The sequence below is a fragment of the Oerskovia sp. 140933 genome (assembly GCF_059651515.1).
Window position 1 is genome coordinate 1 of sequence record NZ_JAMXIO010000044.1, and the last position, 20,365, is coordinate 20,365.

20 protein-coding genes are annotated in these 20,365 nt (G+C 71.4%); 10 read left to right on the forward strand and 10 right to left on the reverse strand.

The window, feature by feature from the left end; genetic code table 11:
* Positions 1 to 41 precede the first annotated feature (41 nt).
* Together NHG27_RS17110 and NHG27_RS17115 are read right to left on the reverse strand one after the other, a co-directional pair.
* Positions 42 to 1,253, reverse strand: a complete 1,212-nt coding sequence (locus NHG27_RS17110; RefSeq protein WP_497017108.1) for a glycoside hydrolase family 3 N-terminal domain-containing protein — start codon at positions 1,251 to 1,253, stop codon at positions 42 to 44.
* 76 nt (positions 1,254 to 1,329) lie between these two features.
* Positions 1,330 to 1,947, reverse strand: coding sequence for a peroxidase-related enzyme (locus NHG27_RS17115; protein WP_497017109.1), 618 nt, complete (start codon positions 1,945 to 1,947; stop codon positions 1,330 to 1,332).
* Between the two features lie 342 nt (positions 1,948 to 2,289).
* Here NHG27_RS17115 and NHG27_RS17120 point away from each other — a divergent pair, with 342 nt between their 5' ends.
* The 7 genes from NHG27_RS17120 to NHG27_RS17150 all read left to right on the forward strand — a co-directional run bounded on the left by NHG27_RS17120 (position 2,290) and on the right by NHG27_RS17150 (position 9,077).
* Positions 2,290 to 3,786, forward strand: a complete 1,497-nt coding sequence (locus tag NHG27_RS17120) for an amidohydrolase family protein (RefSeq protein WP_497017110.1) — start codon at positions 2,290 to 2,292, stop codon at positions 3,784 to 3,786.
* A 14-nt stretch (positions 3,787 to 3,800) separates the two neighbouring features.
* Positions 3,801 to 5,594 (forward strand): S41 family peptidase, encoded by a 1,794-nt coding sequence (locus NHG27_RS17125; RefSeq protein ID WP_497017111.1) that lies wholly within the window; start codon positions 3,801 to 3,803, stop codon positions 5,592 to 5,594.
* A 38-nt stretch (positions 5,595 to 5,632) separates the two neighbouring features.
* Positions 5,633 to 6,412 (forward strand): uracil-DNA glycosylase family protein, encoded by a 780-nt coding sequence (locus tag NHG27_RS17130; RefSeq protein ID WP_497017112.1) that lies wholly within the window; start codon positions 5,633 to 5,635, stop codon positions 6,410 to 6,412.
* A 212-nt stretch (positions 6,413 to 6,624) separates the two neighbouring features.
* Positions 6,625 to 7,398, forward strand: a complete 774-nt coding sequence (locus NHG27_RS17135) for a replication initiation protein (RefSeq protein WP_497017131.1) — start codon at positions 6,625 to 6,627, stop codon at positions 7,396 to 7,398.
* 104 nt (positions 7,399 to 7,502) lie between these two features.
* Complete coding sequence (locus tag NHG27_RS17140) at positions 7,503 to 7,682, forward strand: helix-turn-helix domain-containing protein (protein WP_497017113.1); 180 nt, start codon at positions 7,503 to 7,505, stop codon at positions 7,680 to 7,682.
* Positions 7,683 to 7,755: 73 nt separating this feature from the next.
* Positions 7,756 to 8,136 (forward strand): hypothetical protein, encoded by a 381-nt coding sequence (locus tag NHG27_RS17145; RefSeq protein WP_497017114.1) that lies wholly within the window; start codon positions 7,756 to 7,758, stop codon positions 8,134 to 8,136.
* 575 nt (positions 8,137 to 8,711) lie between these two features.
* Entirely contained in the window at positions 8,712 to 9,077 is a 366-nt protein-coding gene (locus tag NHG27_RS17150; protein WP_497017115.1) for a helix-turn-helix domain-containing protein, read from the forward strand.
* 27 nt (positions 9,078 to 9,104) lie between these two features.
* Here NHG27_RS17150 and NHG27_RS17155 read toward each other — a convergent pair whose 3' ends face one another.
* The 8 genes from NHG27_RS17155 to NHG27_RS17190 all read right to left on the reverse strand — a co-directional run bounded on the left by NHG27_RS17155 (position 9,105) and on the right by NHG27_RS17190 (position 16,970).
* Positions 9,105 to 9,545: a hypothetical protein gene (locus NHG27_RS17155; RefSeq protein ID WP_497017116.1), complete on the reverse strand. Its 441-nt coding sequence runs from the start codon at positions 9,543 to 9,545 to the stop codon at positions 9,105 to 9,107.
* Between the two features lie 282 nt (positions 9,546 to 9,827).
* Positions 9,828 to 10,586, reverse strand: a complete 759-nt coding sequence (locus tag NHG27_RS17160) for an iron ABC transporter ATP-binding protein (protein ID WP_497017117.1) — start codon at positions 10,584 to 10,586, stop codon at positions 9,828 to 9,830.
* Positions 10,583 to 11,644 carry an iron chelate uptake ABC transporter family permease subunit gene (locus NHG27_RS17165; RefSeq protein WP_497017118.1) on the reverse strand — a complete coding sequence of 354 codons (1,062 nt, stop codon included), beginning with the start codon at positions 11,642 to 11,644 and terminating at the stop codon, positions 10,583 to 10,585. Before NHG27_RS17165 ends, NHG27_RS17160 begins: the two co-directional genes overlap by 4 nt.
* The gene (locus NHG27_RS17170; RefSeq protein ID WP_497017119.1) at positions 11,631 to 12,638 is read right to left on the reverse strand and encodes an ABC transporter permease; all 1,008 of its coding nucleotides are present in this window, start codon (positions 12,636 to 12,638) and stop codon (positions 11,631 to 11,633) included. The genes NHG27_RS17165 and NHG27_RS17170 overlap by 14 nt, the downstream gene beginning before the upstream one ends.
* Before the next feature lie 61 nt (positions 12,639 to 12,699).
* Entirely contained in the window at positions 12,700 to 13,680 is a 981-nt protein-coding gene (locus NHG27_RS17175; RefSeq protein ID WP_497017120.1) for an ABC transporter substrate-binding protein, read from the reverse strand.
* A 228-nt stretch (positions 13,681 to 13,908) separates the two neighbouring features.
* Positions 13,909 to 15,441, reverse strand: a complete 1,533-nt coding sequence (locus tag NHG27_RS17180) for a glycosyltransferase 87 family protein (RefSeq protein ID WP_497017121.1) — start codon at positions 15,439 to 15,441, stop codon at positions 13,909 to 13,911.
* A 165-nt stretch (positions 15,442 to 15,606) separates the two neighbouring features.
* The gene (locus tag NHG27_RS17185; RefSeq protein WP_497017122.1) at positions 15,607 to 15,813 is read right to left on the reverse strand and encodes a hypothetical protein; all 207 of its coding nucleotides are present in this window, start codon (positions 15,811 to 15,813) and stop codon (positions 15,607 to 15,609) included.
* Positions 15,814 to 15,950: 137 nt separating this feature from the next.
* On the reverse strand, positions 15,951 to 16,970 hold the full coding sequence (locus tag NHG27_RS17190) for a LacI family DNA-binding transcriptional regulator (protein ID WP_497017123.1): 1,020 nt from the start codon (positions 16,968 to 16,970) through the stop codon (positions 15,951 to 15,953).
* A 190-nt stretch (positions 16,971 to 17,160) separates the two neighbouring features.
* Here NHG27_RS17190 and NHG27_RS17195 point away from each other — a divergent pair, with 190 nt between their 5' ends.
* The 3 genes from NHG27_RS17195 to NHG27_RS17205 are packed head-to-tail and all read left to right on the forward strand — an operon-like array spanning position 17,161 to position 20,364.
* Positions 17,161 to 18,468, forward strand: a complete 1,308-nt coding sequence (locus tag NHG27_RS17195; RefSeq protein WP_497017124.1) for an ABC transporter substrate-binding protein — start codon at positions 17,161 to 17,163, stop codon at positions 18,466 to 18,468.
* A gap of 25 nt (positions 18,469 to 18,493) precedes the next feature.
* The gene (locus NHG27_RS17200) at positions 18,494 to 19,414 is read left to right on the forward strand and encodes a carbohydrate ABC transporter permease (RefSeq protein WP_497017125.1); all 921 of its coding nucleotides are present in this window, start codon (positions 18,494 to 18,496) and stop codon (positions 19,412 to 19,414) included.
* Entirely contained in the window at positions 19,414 to 20,364 is a 951-nt protein-coding gene (locus NHG27_RS17205; RefSeq protein WP_497017126.1) for a carbohydrate ABC transporter permease, read from the forward strand. Before NHG27_RS17200 ends, NHG27_RS17205 begins: the two co-directional genes overlap by 1 nt.
* The last annotated feature ends 1 nt before the right edge of the window (position 20,365 follow it).

A 20,365-nucleotide genomic window follows, 5' to 3' on the forward strand; every position in this document is an offset into this window, starting at 1 on the left:
CTGGCGGGAGCCGCCCGCCGTCGGCGTGACGGGTTCGTCCGTCAGGAGCCGAGCCGCTCCTTGGCCGCGAGCACACGCAGCACCGACGCGTCGACCTTCGCGGCGAAGGCCGGGTCGCTCTGGGCCCGCTCGACGAGGGCCGTCGCCATCTCGGGGACCACGGTCGGGTCGGCCGACGCGAGCACCATGTCGCCGCCGGCCTCGATCGTCAGGACGGCACGGTCGCCCGGCGACCAGGCCCGCACCTGCGCGGTCGCCGACACGTCGTCGGTGATGACGACGCCCTCGAAGCCCAGGTCGCCGCGCAGCATCCCGTCCACGACCACGGGCGAGAACGCCGCGGGCACCGTGCCGTCGATCCGGTCGTACACCGCGGTCGACGTCATGACGAACGCCGCCCCCGCCTCGATCCCCGACCGGAAGGCCTCGACCGACGGGTCGTCGCGCGTGGTCTCGGTGTCCCGGACGTCCGCGGTGGTGTCGGTGTTGCCCGTGACCCGGCCCAGCCCGGGGAAGTGCTTGATCGCCACGTCGACGCCGTTGGCCTCCATGCCCGCGCTGAACGCGTTCGCGTGGGACGTGACGGTCTCCACGTCGTAGCCGTAGTTCCGCCCGAAGTACCCGATCGGGGCGTTGGTCCGCGCAGCCTCGGGGCTCGGCACGACGTCCATGACGGGCGCGAGGTTGAGGTCGATGCCGACGTCCGCGAGCTCTCGGCCCCAGATCGTGGCCTGTGCCTGCAGCTCGTCAGGGGCCAGCCCGGACTGGTCCATGGCGCTCGGCACGTCGGAGAACCCGGGACCGCGCAGCACCTGCACCCGGCCGCCCTCCTGGTCGGTCGCGACGAACAGCGGGGTGCCGTTCGTGGTCCCGTCGCTCACGAGGGCCGTGAACGAGTCGACGAGCTCCGCGACGGGCGCCGCCCCGGCCGTGGTGCGGCCCGCGAGGAACACGTTGCCCACGTGGTGCTGCTGGACGGCGTCGTAGCTCGCCTGCTCGGCCTCGCTCACGCGCACCCCGACCATGAGGAGCTGCCCCACCTTCTGCTCGAGGCTCCACCCTGCGAGGGGGTCCGGGGCGCCCGTGCTCGGGCCCGGAGCCGGCGAGGGGGACGCGGTCGCCGTGGGCGTGGGGCTGCCCGACGGCGGAGCGCTCGTCGGGGAGGCCGTCCCCCCTCCGGCGGAGCACGCGGCGAGCAGGAGGGCGGTGGTGAGGAGGGCGGTGCTCGTGGCACCGCGACGGGACGGGCTCATGCATCGACCATAGGCCGAGAGCGCGGGCCTCCTTCACCGCGGGGACGCGGGACGCACGCCTGTGCCGGCAGCGCCGTCACCGGGCGAGGTGGCGCCCCACGGGGTCCGGGGCGGCGATGGGCCGGCCGACCGTCAGGGCGTCGCGCAGCGCCGGGTCGAGGTCCTGGAACAGTGCGTCCGCCTGCGTCCCGGTCGCGTCGAGGACGGCGCTGAAGAAGCAGCGCGCGGCCGCGGCAAGGATCACGTCGAGGATCTCGCCGTCGTCGAGCCCCAGGTCGCGCAGCTCGGTCAGGTCGGACTCGGTCATGTCGGCGGCCCCGGCGGCGACCTTGTCCGCGAGATCCATGACGGCCCGGTCGATCGGCGACAGCTGGACCGTGTCCTGGCCTTGCGCGACGTCACGCACGGCGTCCGCACCGACGTGGTGCTCGGCGAGGATCGCACCGTGGGCGAGCGCGCAGTACGTCGAGCGCAGCCGGAGGGCTGCCGCGAGGGTCGCGAGCTCGTAGCGCCGGGCCGACATGGACGCCTTGATCGCTCCGTTCAGGCCGATCCACGCGTCGAGCACCGCAGGCCGGTTCGCGAGGAGCCGCGTGAGGTTGGCGACGTAGCCGCGGCTCTCCTGGTCCTTCGCGAAGGCGGCTGCGACGGCTCCGCCCGGTTCGTCCTCGTCGGCCTCGCGGATCCAGCTCATGGCAGGTCTCCTTCCCGGGCGGACGTGGGCTCGTGGGGAGAGCGTCGCGCCGCCCCGGGCTGTCCTTCCAGGCTCGCACGGCCGGGGTGGCGCCGTAAGGCCGGGCGGGCCGAAGATCACCCTCCCTGGCCTCGCCCGCCCGGCTCGCCGGGTCTACCGTCGGAATCAGGTACGCCCGCCGCTCGTCCTCGGACCGGCACGGGCAGCGCAGGGCACGCAGTCGATGCCCGCACCGCCCGCCCGACCCGCCGCGCGACGCCCGTACCGGGCCGGTCGAGCGACTGGGGGGATCTCGTGTGGGCGATCCGTGGGCGTGTCCTGCCGATGTCGGACGACCGGTCGGTGGCGCCGGACGAGTCCGCGGTCTTCACGGGCCGGGTGTGGATCGACGACGACGGCCGCGTCGCCGCCGTCACCCGCAGCACGAGGCCCGGCCCCGCGCGGTTCGACGGCTGCCCGGTCGTGGACGTCGGCACGTCGCTCGTGCTGCCCGGGCTGATCGACCTCCACAACCACCTCGCGTACGACACGCTGCCCCTGTGGACCGAGCCGTCGCAGGCCGTCCCGTTCGCGCACCACGACTCGTGGCCCCGCGCCCGGACCTACGCCGCGAGCACCACCTGGCCCGCGTACGCGTTCATCACCGCGAGCCCGCACGAGCTGCTCGCGTACGTCGAGACCAAGGCGATCGTGGGCGGCACGACCTCGGTCCAGGGCTCCCCGCCCATGAACCGCCCGCGCGACGGGTGGCTCGTGCGCGAGGTCGACGACGAGAGCTTCGGCACGGGGGACCGCAACAAGGTCCTCGCGTCGGTCCTCACGGCCAAGCCCGCCGACCTCGCCGACCGCGCCAACCGCATGCGCGCCGGCTCGCTGTTCGTCTACCACTGCGCCGAGGGCCGACCCGGGTCGCTCGTCGCCCGTGAGTACACCGACGCGGAGGCCGCCGGCTGCCTCCAGCCCCGGTTCGTCGCGGTCCACGCGACCGCGGTCGACCCGGCCGGCTTCGCCCGGTGGACGGACCCCGGCGCCGTCGTCTGGTCGCCCTTCTCCAACCTCTGGCTCTACGGCGTCACCACCGACGTCCCGGCGGCGAGGGAAGCGGGGCTCGACGTGTGCCTCGGGGCGGACTGGGCGCCGTCGGGCTCCAAGAACGTCCTGGGCGAGCTCAAGGCCGCGCGCCTCGCCGCCGACCACGCCGGGTGGGACCTCGGCGACGAGGACCTGGTGCGCATGGCCACCTCGGTCCCCGGCGACGTCCTCGCCCGCGCCTGGGGGCGCCGGACCGGGAGGCTCCAGCCGGAGGCGCTCGCGGACGTCCTCGTGCTGCGGGCCGCGCCCCGCGCCGACCCGTTCCGGGCCGTCGTCGAGGCGACCGAGGACGACGTGGACCTCGTCGTGATCGACGGCGTCGCGCGCTACGGCACGCCCGCCCTCATGGAGCGGGCGAACGCCCCCGACCGCACGCCCCTGAAGGTCGGGACGCGCGACATGCGCCTGAGCCTCACGCACCCCGACGACGGCACGACGCCGTGGGCGTGGCGCGACGTCGTCGACCGGCTCGAGGAGGTCCGTGCCGACCCCGCCGGGCACGTCACCGCGGCCCAGACGCGGGCCTCCGCGTGGGCGGGCAGCATGAGCGACGAGGGTGCGCCGCTGCGCCTCGCGCTCGACATGCCCACGGGCGTCGGGCCCGTCGGGGGACTGCCCCGCGACCTCGCGCAGATCGTGGTCCCGCCGCTCGAGTCCCTGATGCCCGACGACGCCTGGCTCGCCTCGATCGTCGGGCGCGGCTTCCACGGCGGCGTCCTCGACGGCCTGCGCGCCTACTACGACTGAAGGAGGCGAGCCCGATGACCCGCGCATCCGACACCGGACCGCCCGACCCCGGACAGGCCCGCGTCGAGCGGCTGCTCGCGGAGGCCGTCACCGCCGAGACCCTGGCCGACGTCCCCAAGGACGCGCACCTCGACGGCGGGGAGCGGCTGCAGGTCGTCGACACGTTCGCCGTCGTGCTCGGCGGCCTCTACACCCACCTGCCCGCCAAGCGCGCCGCGTACGCGACCGACCCCGTGCAGGCGCTCGCGCTGCTGCGCCGCCGGGCCGTCGACCTGACCGACGCCGAGTTCCACCTCGCGATCACCGGCATCCTCAACGGCCTGCGCGACGCCCACACCCGGTACGTCGGACCCGTCGCCGCCCGCGGCCAGGTCGCGACCCTGCCGTTCCTCGTCGAGGCCTGTGGCAGCGAGACCGACCCGCGCTTCGTCGTGACCAAGGTCGGGCGTGACGCGACGAAGGACCGGTCCTTCGTCGCAGGCGTCGAGGTCCTCGCCTGGAACGGCGTGCCCGTCGCGAGGGCCGTCGAGGTCCACGCCGACCGCGAGACCGGCGGACGCCCCGACGCGCGCAGAGCCCGCGCGCTGGAGTCCCTCACGTTCCGCGCGCTCGACTACGGCCCGCCACCCGACGAGCACTGGGTCGTCGTCGAGTACCGGACCGCCAGAGGAGCGACCCGCGAGACCCGCTTCGACTGGACCGTGGTGCGCCCCGGCAAGGCCGGGACGGCCGTCGCCCAGGCCACCCGGGCCGCGCTCAAGGTCGCGGTCGACCCCGCCGCCGAGGCCGTCCGGCGCGCCAAGAAGCTCACGTTCGCGCCCGAGCTGTGGGCCACCGAGGACGAGCCCGAACCCCCGGCGACCCCGCCCCCACCCGTCGCATCGCCGGACGACGCGGCCGCCCGCGGGGCCCGCTCGGCCACCGCCCACGCCGAGGCCGACGACGAGGGGCGCGCGGCGCCGTCGGGCCGCACGGCACGCACGGACGTGGACACCGCCTGGATCCCCACGCCCCTCCAGGACGTCCTCGCAGCCCGCGCCCTCGACGCCGACCACGGCCTGCTGCGCCTGTGGTCGTTCGACGTCGGCGACGACGACGCCTACCTCGACGAGCTGACCCGGCTCCTGGGGCTGCTGCCGAAGGGCGGCGTGATCGTGGACCTGCGCGGCAACCCCGGCGGCCTCGTGTGGGCCGCCGAACGCGCCCTGCAGCTCTTCGCCGACCACCCGCGCGAGGACCCGATCGTGCCCACGCGCTTCAGCCTCGTCGCCACACCCCTGACCCGGCTCATGGCCGCCAGCCCCTTCAACCGGCTCGAGCTCGAGGCGTGGAACTCCTCGCTCCAGGACGCCGTCTCCACCGGCGAGCAGTACGCCCAACCCCTGCCTCTGACCGACCCCGCCTGGTGCAACGACCGTGACCGCGCCTACCCCGGGCCGGCCGTCGCCGTCGTCGACCCCACCACGTACTCGTCGGGCGACCTGTTCGCCGCCGGGTGGGTCGACAACGACGTCGGGCCGCTCGTCGCCGTCGGGCAGGCCACCGGGGGAGGCGGGGCCAACGTGTGGACCCAGACCCAGGTCCGCGACGCGCTCGCGGGCACCGAGCGCGCGCTCGCGCCCATGCCCGCCGGGACGTCGCTGCGCGTCGCGGTGCGCCGCGCCATCCGGTCCGGGCGCGGCGACGGCATTCCCGTCGAGGACCTCGGGATCGCGGGCATCCCCTACGACATGACCCGCGACGACCTGCTCCGCGACAACGTCGACCTCCAGGCGTTCTGCCTGGCCCAGCTCCGCACGGAACCCTGACCCGACCACGACGATCCCGACCACGACGAAAGGCCCCCATGAGCACCGACCACGATCCCGGGCCGCCGCCGCGGATCGCCCAGATCTTCGAGCGCCTCCCGAGCTACGGCGAGCACGCCGACCTGTTCTGGCACGACTGGGGGCCGGTGCTCTACCGCGGGCGCCTCGACGGGTCCGCGCGCCTGCTCGTCATCGCGTCCGACCCCGGGCCCACCGAACGCATCGCGGGCCGGTCCCTCGTGGGCAACGCGGGGCAGCGCGTCCAGGGCTTCCTCACCAAGATCGGGCTGACCCGCTCGTACGTGTGCCTCAACGCGTACGCGTACGCGACCCTGCCCTCGCGCGCGGGCGACGCCGCGCGCGAGATCCTGCGCGCCCCCGAGCACACGCGCTGGCGCAATGAGCTGTTCGACGCCGTCACCGGGCCCGACCTCCAGGCGGTCGTCGCGTTCGGGGCCCAGGCCCGCGACGCGTTCGCCCGCTGGGAGAACGCCCCCGACGTGCCCGTGCACAAGGTCCCGCACCCCTCCAGCCGCGACCCCAAGGCCCTGCTCGACGCGTGGCGCGACGCGGTGAGCGACCTGCGCGGCGTCGTCACCCCCGACCCCGACGGCGACCCCACCGTCCCCACCTACGGCGCCGACTTCACCGAAGCCGACTACGCGCCGATCCCGCGCGGCGACCTGCCCTACGGGATGCCGGCCTTCTACGGCGACGACGCCTGGATCCGGGCCCTCGGCGAGAACGGCGCCGTGCAACGGCCCCGCAGCGACCCGGCGCACACGATCGAGTGGAGGGCGCCGGGCGGGGAGGTCTAGGGCTGTTCCGGAACCGGCGAGGGGGTCGTGCTCGGGTCCGGTCGTGGGCCGTCCGAAGGGCACGATCGTCGCTGCTCGCCAGGGCGTCAATCACCGGTGGCGACGCGATGAGGCGGTCATTGACGTTCTCATCCCTCGCTTCTTCCCGGTGATGTGCAGCGCCACCTTGGGGACTTCGTCGTCCTTGCTGTCCTCGTCGAGCCAGATGGTACATCGAGGCCAACCCCTCGGGGATGTCGAACCTGCTCGTCGTTGACGTCGACCACCCGGACGCCGCGCTACGCGCCCTGTCGTCGGTCGGTCACCACCCGCTCCCAAACGCGATCGTCACGACCCCCAAGAACGGCCACGCGCACGCCGTGTGGGCACTCAAGGAACCTGTCACCCGCACCGAGTACGCCCGCCGCAAGCCGCTCGTGTACGCGGCCGCTGTCACCGAAGGTTTGCGGCGTGCCCTCGATGGTGACAAGGGCTATTCGGGTCTGATGACCAAGAACCCCATGCATGAAGCGTGGCAGCCAGAGTTTCTGCACACGAACCTCTGGGACCTAGCCCAGCTCGAGGAAGAGCTAGGCATCCACATGCCACCGCCCAGGTGGCGGGAAGCCGCCAAGCGGCGCGGCGACGTCGCGGGCCTCGGCCGCAACTGCGCGTTGTTCGAGTCCGCTCGCACCTGGGCATACCGCGCCGTGCGACACCATTTCGGCAACCCCAGCGGCCTCGCAGACGCGATCCACGCTGAGGTGCACGAGCGAAACGCCGAGTTCCCCGAGCCTCTGCCGCAGTCCGAAGCGCGCGCGATCGCCAACAGGATTCACCGTTGGATCATTACCCAGTCGCGCATGTGGGCTGACGGCCCCGTCGTCTACGAAGCAACCTTCGTTGCTATCCAATCTGCACGCGGGCGCAAAGGTCGTCGCCGGTCGGCCGAGAGCCGACAAGAGCGCGTTGCCGCCCGCGCGGCTGCGATCCTGGGGGAGTCGTGAGTACGCCTGTCCGCCCGTCCCGCCGGGGCGCCGCTGTGGAGCTTGCGCGCAAGTTCGGGGTCTCAGAGCGAACCATCCGATACACGGTCGCCGAGGATCGGGCCGTGTACGAAGCGCGCGCCGACGAGCGCCGGTCACAGATCGTCGAGCTGCACCGCAAGGGCCAGGGTGTGCGCGCCATCGCTCGCGAGCTCGACGTGAGTCCCGGCCTGGTCTCTACGCGCCTGAAGGAAGCACGGCTAGCGGGCGTCGACCTCACCCGGTACGACGACCCCGCTGCCTAGGCTCAGGGTCGAGCGCGGGCGGCCTTGCCTAGGCTCAGGGTCTGCCCGTTCTACCCGAGCCCAGGAGGTCACCTTGAAGCCCCCCACAGTCACCGACAAGGACGTCACGTGGTTCTGCGACGTCTGCCGCGAGCCGGTCGCAGACCACGACGGCTACCTCGGCGTTGACGTTCTCGAAGCGAGCCGCATTTCTGAGCTCTGGAAGGAGCACAGCGCGTCGCACCCGCTCGGCTCGTCACTCAACGAGATGCCCGACGACACCGAAACGGGCTGGTACGCCGTCCATGCCGCGTGCGGCCCCGACCCCGAGCCCGCGAGCGACTACGTGATCGGAATCGAGCGAATCCGCACGCTCCGGCACGTCCTCCACTGGACCGGACACCTGATGGACAAGCCGTGGGTCAACTACACGAACTGGGGCCGGATCGTCGGAGCGATGGGCACTCCTGCCTAGGCAGTTTGTAGGGTTCCACAGCAGCCGGTTTTGGTCCGTTCAGGGCATAACGCTCTGACCTGAGAAGTCGCGAACCGCGGCGGCCAGGCCGGCCGTCCTGCAGCTCCGCGCCGGCCTGTGGGAACCTCCTAAAAATTGCTCGTCCCAGACTCTCCCGCTGCCCCCGATACAGGCTGAACACCGTTGGTCCGGCGCGCGTCAAGGGTGGGCGGCCGCCCATCGCGCAGCGACGTGCAGCGCCCTTGACCCGCACCGGACCCACGGGACAGTGACCGCCTGGGGGCCGCGGCCTGGCTGGGCTACTCGTGCCCCGCGTCCTCTGGCCCCGCGCGTAGGTGACCACGGCTGTTCAGTGGCAACCGGAGCGGAGGGCGGCAGCCCGTACGTCGCCCGTGTTGACCACACGGTGTGCGAACGCTTCATGCGGGCGACTAGTGATGCTCTTCATATTGACGGTGCGTGACATAGATGTCACGCTTGGGGTGTACCCATACGTAGCACGTTGCCCCGTTGCCACGACACACGCGTATGCCACCCCAGGCGGTGGCCCCAGTCACCCCAGGAGGTGACCCCAAATGACCCGCACCGGCTCCTTCTGGGACCGTCACAACAAGCTCATGCAGGACCCCGAAGCCGCCCGTCGCTTCGCCGCCGAACTCGCTCGTATCCGCGCAATCGACGAGATGGTGAACGAACTCGCAGCTCACATCGAGAGCGCGAACATGACTAAGGCTGAGGTCGCCCGCGCGATCGGAACAGAACCCTCTACTGTGCGCCGTCTCCTCTCCGCCGGGTCGCGCAACCCTACGGTTGGCACTGTCGGAGAGCTGGCCGCAGCGGTCGGCTTCAAGCTCGCGCTTGTTCCGATGAGCGAGGTTGAGCGACAGGAGACGACAGTGCCCATGCTGGCCGGAGCGCGAGCAGCGAGCCACGTCGCCTGATACCCACGGCTCCGCAGCCCCGTTCGATCACTGGATCGGGCGGGGCTGCGTCGCGTAATACCGCTCGCCAAGCGCGCGGATCTTCGCGTACTCACGGTCAGGGATCTTCGTGCCGCGCCCCTTCGAGCGCCCGTCAACGATGACAAGGAGTGGCTTGCTCCGCCCCTTTGCCTTGGTGTCCAGGAGGCAGAACAACCGGTAGTGCACGCGCTGGTAGTCCCTGCGCGCCTCGTACCAACCCTTCATGTCGTCGTGCATCGCCTCCCACATGCCGCCACCCGAGAACTTGTGTGGGGGTGCCGCCGCAACCGCGACAAGGATCGCGTTGAAGTCGACCTGTACGGACGTCGGGCACGAGTCGAGGAACACGCCGCCGGGTTCGCTCTTATCGTCGTCCACATAGAAGACGATTTCGTACGCGTCGTCATCAGGCGCTGACGTCTTCGGAGTCCCCCCGCTGCTGCTCATGAGAACGAAGATACTCACTCGTTCCCACACCTTCGGCTTCCAAGGATGGGGTCCCGGTAGTAACGGAGCAGGATTGAGCGCTAAGCCGGGGCTGAGTAGTAGCGGAGCAGGAGCAAGCGGTTAGGTCGTGTGGGGTTGTCGCGCGCGGGGCTGGCGGGCGACGGTGGTCTGGGCCGCTACGCGGGGGTTGCCGTGTGAGTAGGGGGAGGCAGATGTCGTCGATGAGTTGGTCGAGGATGTGCTGGTCTAGCGTGTCGCTCGGGACTGCCTCGGGATGACGCCCTACCGGTGGTAGACCGCCGTCGGGTGCCCGCCCACGTGGTGCACCGTGCAGGGGGTGTCGAAGATCGATGTCAGCACGTCGTCCCGCATGATCTCCTCGACGGTCCCGGCGGCCGCGATCTGGCCGTCGCGCAGCGCGACGATGCGGTCGGAGTATGCGGCGGCGAAGTTGATGTCGTGGATGATGAGGACGACCGTCTTGCCGAGCTCGTCCGCGGCGCGGCGGAGCTGGCGCATCATGAGGACCGAGTGCTTCATGTCGAGGTTGTTGAGGGGCTCGTCGAGCAGGACGTAGTCGGTGTCCTGCGCGAGCACCATCGCGACGTAGGCGCGCTGCTTCTGCCCGCCCGACAGCTCGTCGAGGAACCGGCCCTGGAACTCCTCGAGGTTCAGGAACGCGATGGCCTCGTCGACCTTCGCGTGGTCCTCGGGCCCGAGGCGCCCCTTCGAGTAGGGGAAGCGCCCGAACCCGACGAGGTCGCGGACCGTGAGGCGGGCCGTGAAGTGGTTCTCCTGCCGCAGGATCGACAGCTTCTTCGCGAGCACGTCCGACCTGGTCGCACGCACGTCGAGCCCCGCGACCGACACTGCGCCCGACGACGGCTGCAGCAGGCGGCCCATGATCGTCAGCAGCGTCGACTTCCCGGCCCCGTTGGGGCCGACGAGGGACGTGATGCCGCCCTCGGCGATCGTGCCGGACACGGGGCCGAGGACCCGCTGGTCGAGGTAGTCCTTGGTGACGTCGGCGAACTCGATCACAGCGCGCCCTTTCGCAGGAGGAGGAACAGGAAGACGATGCCGCCGACGAACTCGATGATGACGGTCAGCAGGCCCGCGGCGTAGAAGACGTGCTGCAGCACGAACTGCCCGACCACGAGCGTGGCGAGCCCCAGCAGGAACGCCATGGGCAGCACGTACTGGTGCTGGTGGCTGCCCGTGAGGCGGTACGCGAGCGTCGCGATCACGAAGCCGAAGAAGGTCATGGGGCCCACGAGCGCGGTCGACATCGAGATGAGGAGCGCGACGAGCATGAGCATGATCGTCAGCTCGCGCCGGTGGTCGATCCCGAGGTTGGTCGCGGTGTCCCGGCCCAGCATGAGGGCGTCGAGCCGGAAGCGGCGCCGCCACACCACGACCCCGACGGCGACGCACACGAGCGCCGCGAACGGCAGGTAGTCCGCGTCGACGTTGCTCATGCGCCCGAACAGTCGGGTCGAGAGCAGGTCGTAGTCCGTGGGCGACAGCAGGCGTTGCAGGAACGTCGAGACGCTGCTGAACGCCATGCCCAGGACGACGCCCACGAGCAGCAGCACGTACAGGTTGCCGAACCGCCCCGAGAACAACCACCGGTAGAGCAGCGTCGCGAACGCGACCATGAGCAGCGTCTGCGCGATCACCTTGGGCAGGCCCTCGGTGCGCGCCAGGACCTCGCCGCCGAACACCACGACCATGAGGGTCTGCATGAGCGTGTAGAGCGAGTCGAACCCCATGATCGACGGCGTGAGGATGCGGTTGTTCGTGACCGTGTGGAACAGGACCGTCGCGACGCCCTGCGTGAAGGCCGCGACCACCATCGCGCCGAGCATCGTGGCCCGGCGCTCGATCACGAACTCGAACCCGCCACGGATGAACAGCAGCAGGAAGCACGCGCTCGCGACGACGACGATCGCCGAGACCAGGGCGAGGCGCATCCCGGGGGTGAGCGTCCGGCGTCGGGCACGGGGAGCGTGGCCCGACGGCGCCACCTCGCCCGGGGCGCCCGGCCCGGCACTCGTGGTGGTCGCCTCGGCGACGGTGGACGGACTAGTACGTGACATGACGACGCTGCCTGAGGACGAGGGCGATGAAGCCCACCGCGCCGACGGTGCCGAGCACCACGGAGACGGGGAGCTCGAGGGGGGCGATGACGACGCGGCCGACCAGGTCGCACGCCAGGATGAGCGCGACCGACACGAGCGCGACCCACGGGAGGTTCTTGCGCACGTCGTCGCCGCGGACCATCGAGACCATGTTCGGGACGATCAGGCCGAGGAACGGCAGGAACCCGACGACGACGCTCGTGACGCCCGTCGCGACCGCGACCACGACCGTGCCCAGCAGCACGACGCGCTCGTACCGCAACCCCACGTTCGTCGCGAGGTCACGGCCGAGTCCCGCGACCGTGAGCCGGTCCGCGAGGAGGAACGTCGCGACGGTCGTGCCCGCGACGATCCACAACGGCTCGTACGCGCCGCGCACGATGCTGCTGAAGCCGCCCGAGCGCCACGTGTCCATGGCTTGGAGCAGGTCGAACGTCGCGGCCAGGTACACCGTCACCGCGCTCACGACCGCACCCAGCATGATCCCGATCAGCGGGACCACGATCGACGACTGGAGCGAGACGCGGCGCACGATCGCCATGAACGCGAGCGTGCCCACGAACGCGAAGAGCGTCGCGACCGTCATGCGCAGCATGATCGAGGCGCCCGGCACGAGGATGAGCATCACGAGGATGCCGAAGCCCGCCCACTGGCTCGTGCCGATCGTGGTCGGCTCGACGAACCGGTTCTGCGTCAGGACCTGCATGATGACGCCCGAGACGGCCATCGCGATGCCCGCGAGGACCAGCGCGAGGGTCCTGGGGACGCGCGAGATGAGGAACATGTTCCACGCGTCGGCCGTGAACAGGTTCGCGAACGTGATGTCGTACCCGCCGACCATGAGCGACGTCACGAGGAGCGCGAGCACGAGGAGGACCATGGCGGGCAGGGCCAGGCGGCGGAGTGCCGGGGGGCGCACCGGGGCGGCGGGGGAGCTGGGGGTGAGGTTCATGGGACGTGCCGCCGGGGCGACCGCGACAGGTCGCGGCCGCCCCGGGCGGGGAGTCGTTCGATCAGGCCGAGAAGGCCGTGGAGATCTGGTCGAACACCTTGGTGTACGCGTGGATGCCCTCGGTGATGTAGAAGTTCGGCTCGAGGTAGACGACCTGGTCGTTCGTCGCGAACGTGGTCTGGGCCCAGGCGGCCTGCGACGCGAAGATCTCCTGCGCGGGCGTGAACTCCTCGTCCGAGGTCGCCGCGTCGCGGTCGAACACGATGACCCAGTCGGGGTTCGCCTGGGCGACGGTCTCCGGGGCCAGGCCCTGGTCCGTGTGGTGCGCGGTCTCGTCGAGCTCGCCCGACTCGACGGCGAACACGTCGATCAGGTCGAGGGGCTCGATGATGCGGGTCAGGCGACCGGCGGCGTTGTCGACGCGGCCCACGGACGTCGAGGCGAGGAACACGGACTCGCCGTTGGTCGCGTCGGCGGCGGCCTGGGTCGACTTCTCGAGGTCGGCGACCAGCTTCTCGGCCTCCTCCTCCTTGTCGAAGATCTTGCCGAGCGTCAGGGTCTGGGCCTTGAGGCCCTCGACGTAGCCGCCCTCGGACTCGTCGCCGGGCGCGATGTCGATCGTCGTCGCGATCTTGCCCAGGTCCTCGGTGTAGTCCGCGAAGCGGTACCCGCCGATGATGAGGTCCGGAGCGGCCTCGCTCACGGCCTCGAGGTCCGGCTCGCGGTGGCTGCCGGCGTCCAGGATCTCGGCGTCGTCGGCCCAGGCCTCGAAGCCCGTCGAGGGCAGCAACGGCTTGGGGGCGACGACGGGCTCGATGCCGAAGGCCAGGAGGGTCTCGAACGCGGTGCTGTCGAGGGCCGCGACGCGCACGGGCTCGACGGGGACCTCGACGTCGCCGTTGTTGGTCGCGACCGTGATCGTGGAGGCGGCGGGTGCCTCCTCGGCCTCGGGGGTGGAGGAGCAGCCGGTGAGCGCGAGCGCTGCGGCGATGCCTGCGCCCGTGAGGGCGGTCCACCTGCGGGGGCTGGTCGTGAGCTTCACAGCGATTCTCCTGAGGGTGTCGGTCGGCCGTCACGGGTGCGCACGGTCGACGGCGCGCCGGAAGATCACTTCCGCCGCGCCGAATGTCAGGTTAGCCTAACCTGAGTTACGCGAAAAGAGGCACATCTGTCTCAGAGGGCGGGTCCCCGAGCGCGCAGCCCGGGTCGGCGGTTCGTGCCACCCGCGACCGGAGCTGCACCCTCGACGACGGACGGTCGAACCGCGACCCTACGGCTCCCCGCGCGGGACCAGGACCCGCACACCGCCACGCTCCAGGACGGTCGTCGTCGCCTCGTCGAGCGTGCGCAGCGTCTGCTCGTCGAACCCGTTCCCGACCGAACGCACCAGGAGCGTCGCGGACCCCGACGTCAGGTAGCGCAGCGCCTCGCGCTGCCATGCGGCGTTGAGGTCCCGCGGGACGGCGGAGCCCACGGCGTCCCGCGCCCCGACGTCGTACGAGTACCCGGACAGGTCCACCGGGAGCTCGCACCCCGCGCGCAGGTCCCGGCTCAGGACGTCGGTCAGCGCGAGCAGCACGGGCGAGTCCGCACGGACGCAGCCCGTGGCGGGGAGCGCGGCGCGGAGCTCGGCAGCGGGGAACGGGGTCACCCGCTGCGTCGAGGTCACCCCGGCACCGAGCGTGAAGCCCAGGCACAGGACCGCGGCCACGGCCTCACGCCAGCGCACCGGCACGAGCGAGACCGCGGCCGCGAGCACGAGCACCAGGGCCGGGGCGACGAAGGCCGCGTACTGCTGGTACGCCGACGGCGACGCCACGAGCACCACGGTCTGCACGACCAGGAGCGCGACCCACAGCCGCCCTCGGCGCCCGACCCACGCCACGACCGCCCCGACGATGACGACCCCCAGCACGGCCCAGACCAGGGCGAGCTGCGCCGTCGGGGTCCGGACCCACTCCGCGTCGCCCGTGCCCGCGATCCACGCGAGCCGCTGCTCGAGGCCCGTGGCGGACTGGCGCGGTCGTCCGAGCTGGTCGATCACCACCATGCGGAACATGTCCGTCCCCGCCGCGAGCGCGAACGGTGCCACGGTGACCGCGACCGCCGCGACCGCCCCCGCGACCACGCGCGCGGCGATCCGCCACCCCGCGGTCACGAGCACCCACGCGGCCACGACCGCCAACGGCACGACGCCCCAGATCTTGACCGTCGCGCCGAGACCCAGCACCGCGCCGCCCGCCCAGAGCCAGCCCGCCCCGGCGGGCGTCGCGGCGTGCCGGCCCGCGTCGAGGCCGCGCAGGATCAGGACGACCCCGCCCAGCAGGCACAGCGACCCCAACGGTTCGAGCAGCGTGACGCGCTCGGCCCAGGCCGCCGCGTACGACACGGCGTACAGGACGCCGCCCACGACCATCGCGGCCGTGCCCCACCGACGCGCGACCCGCGTCACCAGCACCGCGTTCGCGGCGCCGACCAGCAGGAAGCCCACGCGGGCGGCCACCAGGGCGTCGCTGTCGTCGATCCACGCGGTGAGCGCCGCGAAGGGCGTCAGGGCGAGCATCGAGCCGGGCGGGTGCAGGAGCAGGAAGTCGCGGTACGGCAGGAGACCGTGCACGAACGCCACGGCCGACGAGAAGTACACGCCGTCGTCGTAGCCGTGGTGCCCGCGGAGCCCGACCGTCCCGCCCACGAGGTGCCAGCGCACGAGGAACGCGAGCGCGGCGACCCCGGCGGCCACGAGCCAGCCCGTGGCCGGGCTCGGCAGGGCGGCCGGGCGGGGGGTGCGGGGTGCGGGGCTCACTTCCTCGAGTCTGCCGGGGGTCGCGCGAGGCCGCGCGGGGAGTGCCCGACGGCGCAGCGCGCCCGTGCCCTGCGGCCGGCGCCGGGTGCGCAGAAGCTGTCGCCCGGACGGTCGGTGCGCGACGGATTCCCCGCACTCAGCGGTGCGGCCGGGCCGTGGGTCCCGTCAGAGACCGAGCGCAGCCCCGGCGCCAAGGCCTGCGAGGAGGCCGACCGTGATCGTCCCGACCGTGAGGGCGACAGGGTGGGTGGGGGTGCCGTTGAGGCGCTGCCAGAGGCTCGGGGCCTGGACCGGCGTCGCGGCGTGGTGGATCTCGCGGCGCGAGAGGCCTGCCGTGACGGGGGCGGGCTCGGTGGCGTGCTGGGTGCTCATGGGTCGTACCTCCGGGGTGTGCGTTCACCACGGTAGGCATGGACCGCCCCGCCAGGTGCGGTGGGGAGGGGGTGAAGACGGTCACGTGTCGCACCGGTGGCGGGGCTCCCGGGGGTGAGGTATCCCGGTCGCCGGTCTCACACCGCGGCGGGCCGTCCCGTGCTCCCGCGCACCACGAGGCTCGTCGCGAGGTCCATGCGCGTGTTCGTCACGTCGCCCTCGCGCGCCTTGAGGACGAGCCGCGCAGCCTCCTGGCCCATCTCCTGGAGCGGCTGGTGGATGGTCGTCAGCGCGGGGCTCGACCAGCGGGCCACGGGGACGTCGTCGTAGCCGACGATCGAGAGGTCCTCGGGGACACGCAGCCCGTGGCGACGCGCGGCCTCGAGGACGCCGAGCGCCTGGAGGTCCGAGCCCGCGAAGATCGCCGTGGGCGGCTCGGGCAGGCTGAGGAGCTCGTCCGCGCGGTCGGTGCCGCCCTGGGGGTGGAAGTCGCCGAACCGGACGAGGTCCGGGTCCGCGGTGAGTCCCGCCGTGCCGAGCGCCGAGCGGTAGCCGTCGAGGCGGGCCAGCGAGCACATCATGTCCTCGGGTCCCGTGATGACGCCGATGCGGCGGTGGCCGAGCTCGATCAGGTGGCGGGTAGCCATGAGGCCGCCCTGCCAGTTCGCGGAGCCGACCGAGGGGACGTCGGGCTCGGGGTCGCCCGCGGGGTCGATGACCGCGAACGGGATGGCCCGGGACCGGAGCTGCTCCTTGACCGCCGACGGGAGCGTCGAGAAGACGAGCACGACGCCGAGCGGGCGGCGGGCCAGGACGCCCTCGATCCACTCGGGCCCCGGGGAGTGCCGGGTGCCGGACTCGGTCAGCACGACGCTCGCGCCGTGCTCCCGCGCGACGTCCTCGACGCCGCGGATGAGCTCCATGGCCCAGATGCTCTCGAGCTCGTGGAACACGATCTCGATGAGCGGGGCCGAGGCGGTGGGGCTCTTGCGGCGCCGGTAGCCGTGGCGGACCAGGAGCGCCTCGACACGGTCGCGCGTCCCGGCCGCGACGTCGGTGCGTCCGTTGAGCACCTTGGACACGGTCGAGAGGGACACCTGGGCCTCGGTGGCCACGGCGGCGAGCGTGACCCGCCCCGGAAGAACTTCGTCGGTCATGCCGGCCAGCGTAGCGCCTCGGGAGAAAGTTTCGAAGGGTGGCCTGCCGTGTCTCGGGATCGAGTTCCCAGTGTTCTCCCAGTGGATAACGGTTGAGACTCGATGTTGACCCCGGCGGATTCGCGACTTAGAGTCCAGGACAACCGAGTACTTTCGGCGCAGACGCCGAAACTTTCGAAAGGGTTCGATGATGAACACAAGAACGCGGAAGTCGCTCACGGCCGCGGCCGTGGCGTCGGCGCTGGTCCTCCCGCTCGCGGCGTGCGCGAGCGGCGACTCCGGCGGTTCCAGCCGTCCCGAGAACGAGATCCACGTGATGGTCTACGGCGACGCGACCAACAAGGTCGAGCAGCAGATGGTCGACACCTTCAACGCGACGTCCGACGTCAAGGTCGTCCTCGACACCATCCCGGGCGCCGACTACCAGCAGAAGCTCCAGACGATCATCGACACCAACGCGGCGCCGGACGTCTTCTTCAACTGGGGCGGCGGCTCGATCGAGCCCTTCGTCGACGCCGACCTGCTGCTCCCCCTCGACGACTTCATCGCCGAGGACCCCCAGCTCAAGGACGCGTTCCTGCCCGCGGTGTTCAACTCGGCCGTGATCGACGGCAAGTCCTACGGCATCCCCATGCGTGGCACGCAGCCCGTCATGCTGTTCCACAACAAGCAGGTCCTCGCGGACGCCGGCATCGAGGCCCCCGAGACGTGGGACGAGCTGCTCGCCGCGGTCGAGACCCTCCAGGCCAAGGGCGTCACCCCCATCGCCCTCGGCGGCGCCGACCAGTGGCCGACCCTCATGTGGTACCAGTACGCGTTCGACCGCGTCGCAGGTCCCGAGCTGTTCGAGAAGGCCCTCGCGGGCGAGTCGGACGTGTGGGACACGCCCGAGAGCCGTGAGGCGCTCGACAAGCTCTCCGAGCTCATCGAGGCGGGCGCGTTCGGCACCAACTTCGACTCGGTGAAGTTCACCGACGGCGGCTCGCCCGCGCTCCTGCGCACGGGCAAGGCCGCGTTCGAGCTCATGGGCTCGTGGAACTACTCGACGCACTACGACGTCGAGCCCGAGTGGACCGACGCGAACCTGGGCTACACGGCGTTCCCCGCGATCGACGGCGGCAAGGGCGACGCGGCCAACATCACGGGCAACACCAACAACTTCTACTCGGTGCTCGCCAAGACCCGCTACCCGGACGCCGTCCGTGACTTCCTGAAGCTCATGTACTCGGACGAGTTCGTCGAGGCGCAGCTCGCGATCGGCAACCTGCCGACCACGACCAACACCGAGCAGTTCCTGGACCAGGCCGCGAGCCCCGACTACGCCGCCTTCCAGTTCGACCTCGTCAAGAACGCCCCGCACTTCCAGATGTCCTGGGACCAGGCGTTCCCCCCGGCTGCCGGCACGCCGCTCAAGATCGCGGTCCAGCAGTTCTTCAGCGGTCAGATCGACGCCGACGGCTTCATCCAGGCGATGCAGTCCCTGCCGGCCTCGCGCTGACCCGGTCCCCCGGACGGAGATCGACATGACCACCCGCGCACCTCAGGGGCGCACGCGCCCGGGCGCCGCCGACCAGCAGGTCGGCCGCCCGGGCGTGGTCTGGGCCCTGCCCGCCGCCCTGTTCTTCGGGCTCTTCGCCCTCCTGCCCATGGTCCTCGTGCTCGTGCTGTCGTTCACGCAGTGGAGCGGGCTGGGCAGCCCCGAGTTCGTCGGGACCGAGAACTGGTCCCGCCTCCTCGAGGACCCTGTGATGCTCAAGAGCATCGGGCTCTCGCTCCTGCTGACGGCGCTCGGCGTGATCACCCAGACCCCGGTCGCGATGCTGCTGGGCGTGTGGGCCGCGGGCCACCAGTGGAACCGCGCGGTGCTCTCGGCGATCTTCTTCGTGCCGCTGCTGCTGTCGGCGGCCGCGGTGTCCGTGCTGTGGCGCGCGGTCCTCGACCCGAACTTCGGGGTCCCGGCCCAGATGGAGTGGTTGTTCGGCGACGGCAACCTGTTCGGCAACCAGTCGACCGCGATCGCGGTCCTGGTGTTCGTGAGCCTGTGGCAGTTCACGCCGCTGCACGCCCTGATCTACCAGGGGGCCGCGAAGGCCGTGCCGCCCATGCTCTACGAGGCGGCCGAGATCGACGGCGCCGGGCGCGTGCGCTCGTTCTTCGCGATCACGCTCCCGCAGCTGCGCAACACCATGATCACCTCGATGATCCTCATGATCGTCGGCGGCCTGACGACGTTCGACACGGTCCTCATCCTGACCAACGGCGGACCTGGCACGGACACGACCATCACGGCCTTCTACATGTACCAGAAGGCGTTCCGCGGCTTCGACTTCGGCCTCGCGTCGGCGATCGCCGTGGTCCTGGTCGTCGCGGCGACCGCGATCTCCCTGGTCACGGTCCGCCTGTCCGGGTACGACAAGATGCGCAGCGAGCTGGAGGGCGTGTGATGAGCAACGACCTGAGCGTCACCCCCGCGGAGCACGTCTCCGGCCCGACGACGTCGCCCACCTCGGGCGGTGCGTCCCGCCCGGGCGGGACGAGCGCGGGAGCCGCGCGACGCCGTCGGGCGGGCAGGAGCGCCCGCAACCGGCCCAACTGGGGCGCCGGCATCGCGGTCACGATCTGGCTCCTGATCGTCGCGATCCCCCTCTACGTGCTGGTCACGGCGTCGTTCCAGACGCAGGCCGGGTACGCCCAGGGCGGGCCCCTGTCCCTGCCGACCACGTTCACGCTCGACAACTTCACCAACGCGTTCGAGCAGGGCTTCGGCCGCTACTTCCTCAACACGGTCGTCGTGACGGTCGCCGTGGTCGGGATCGTGGTGCTGCTCGTGCCGCCGCTGTCGTACGCGATCGTGCGCAACCGCTCCCGGGCCACCACGGGCATCTTCCGGATGTTCCTGCTGGGCCTCGCGGTCCCCGCGAGCGCCGTGATCGTCCCGATCTTCTACGTGATCTCGGTCGTGGGCCTGTACGACAACCTGATCGGCGTGATCCTGCCGACCGCGGCGTTCTGCCTGCCGATCTGCACCATCATCCTCAGCGGCTCGATGCGTGACATCACCAACGAGCTGTACGAGGCCATGGCCCTCGACGGGGCGTCGCCCAAGCGCGTGTTCCTGCAGCTCGTGCTGCCGCTGTCCAAGGGCGGCGTCGCGACGATCGTCGTCTACTCGGCGCTGCAGGCCTGGAACGGGTTCCTGTTCCCCCTGATCCTCACGCAGTCCGAGGCGACCAAGGTCATCACGCTCGGCCTCTTCAACTTCCAGACGCAGTACGGCGTCAACATCCCCGGCCTCCTCGCGGCGGTCGTCATGTCGATGATCCCGATCCTGCTCGTGTACCTGTTCGCCCGGCGTGCCCTGGTCCAGGGCCTCATGGGCGTCGGCGGAAAGTAGC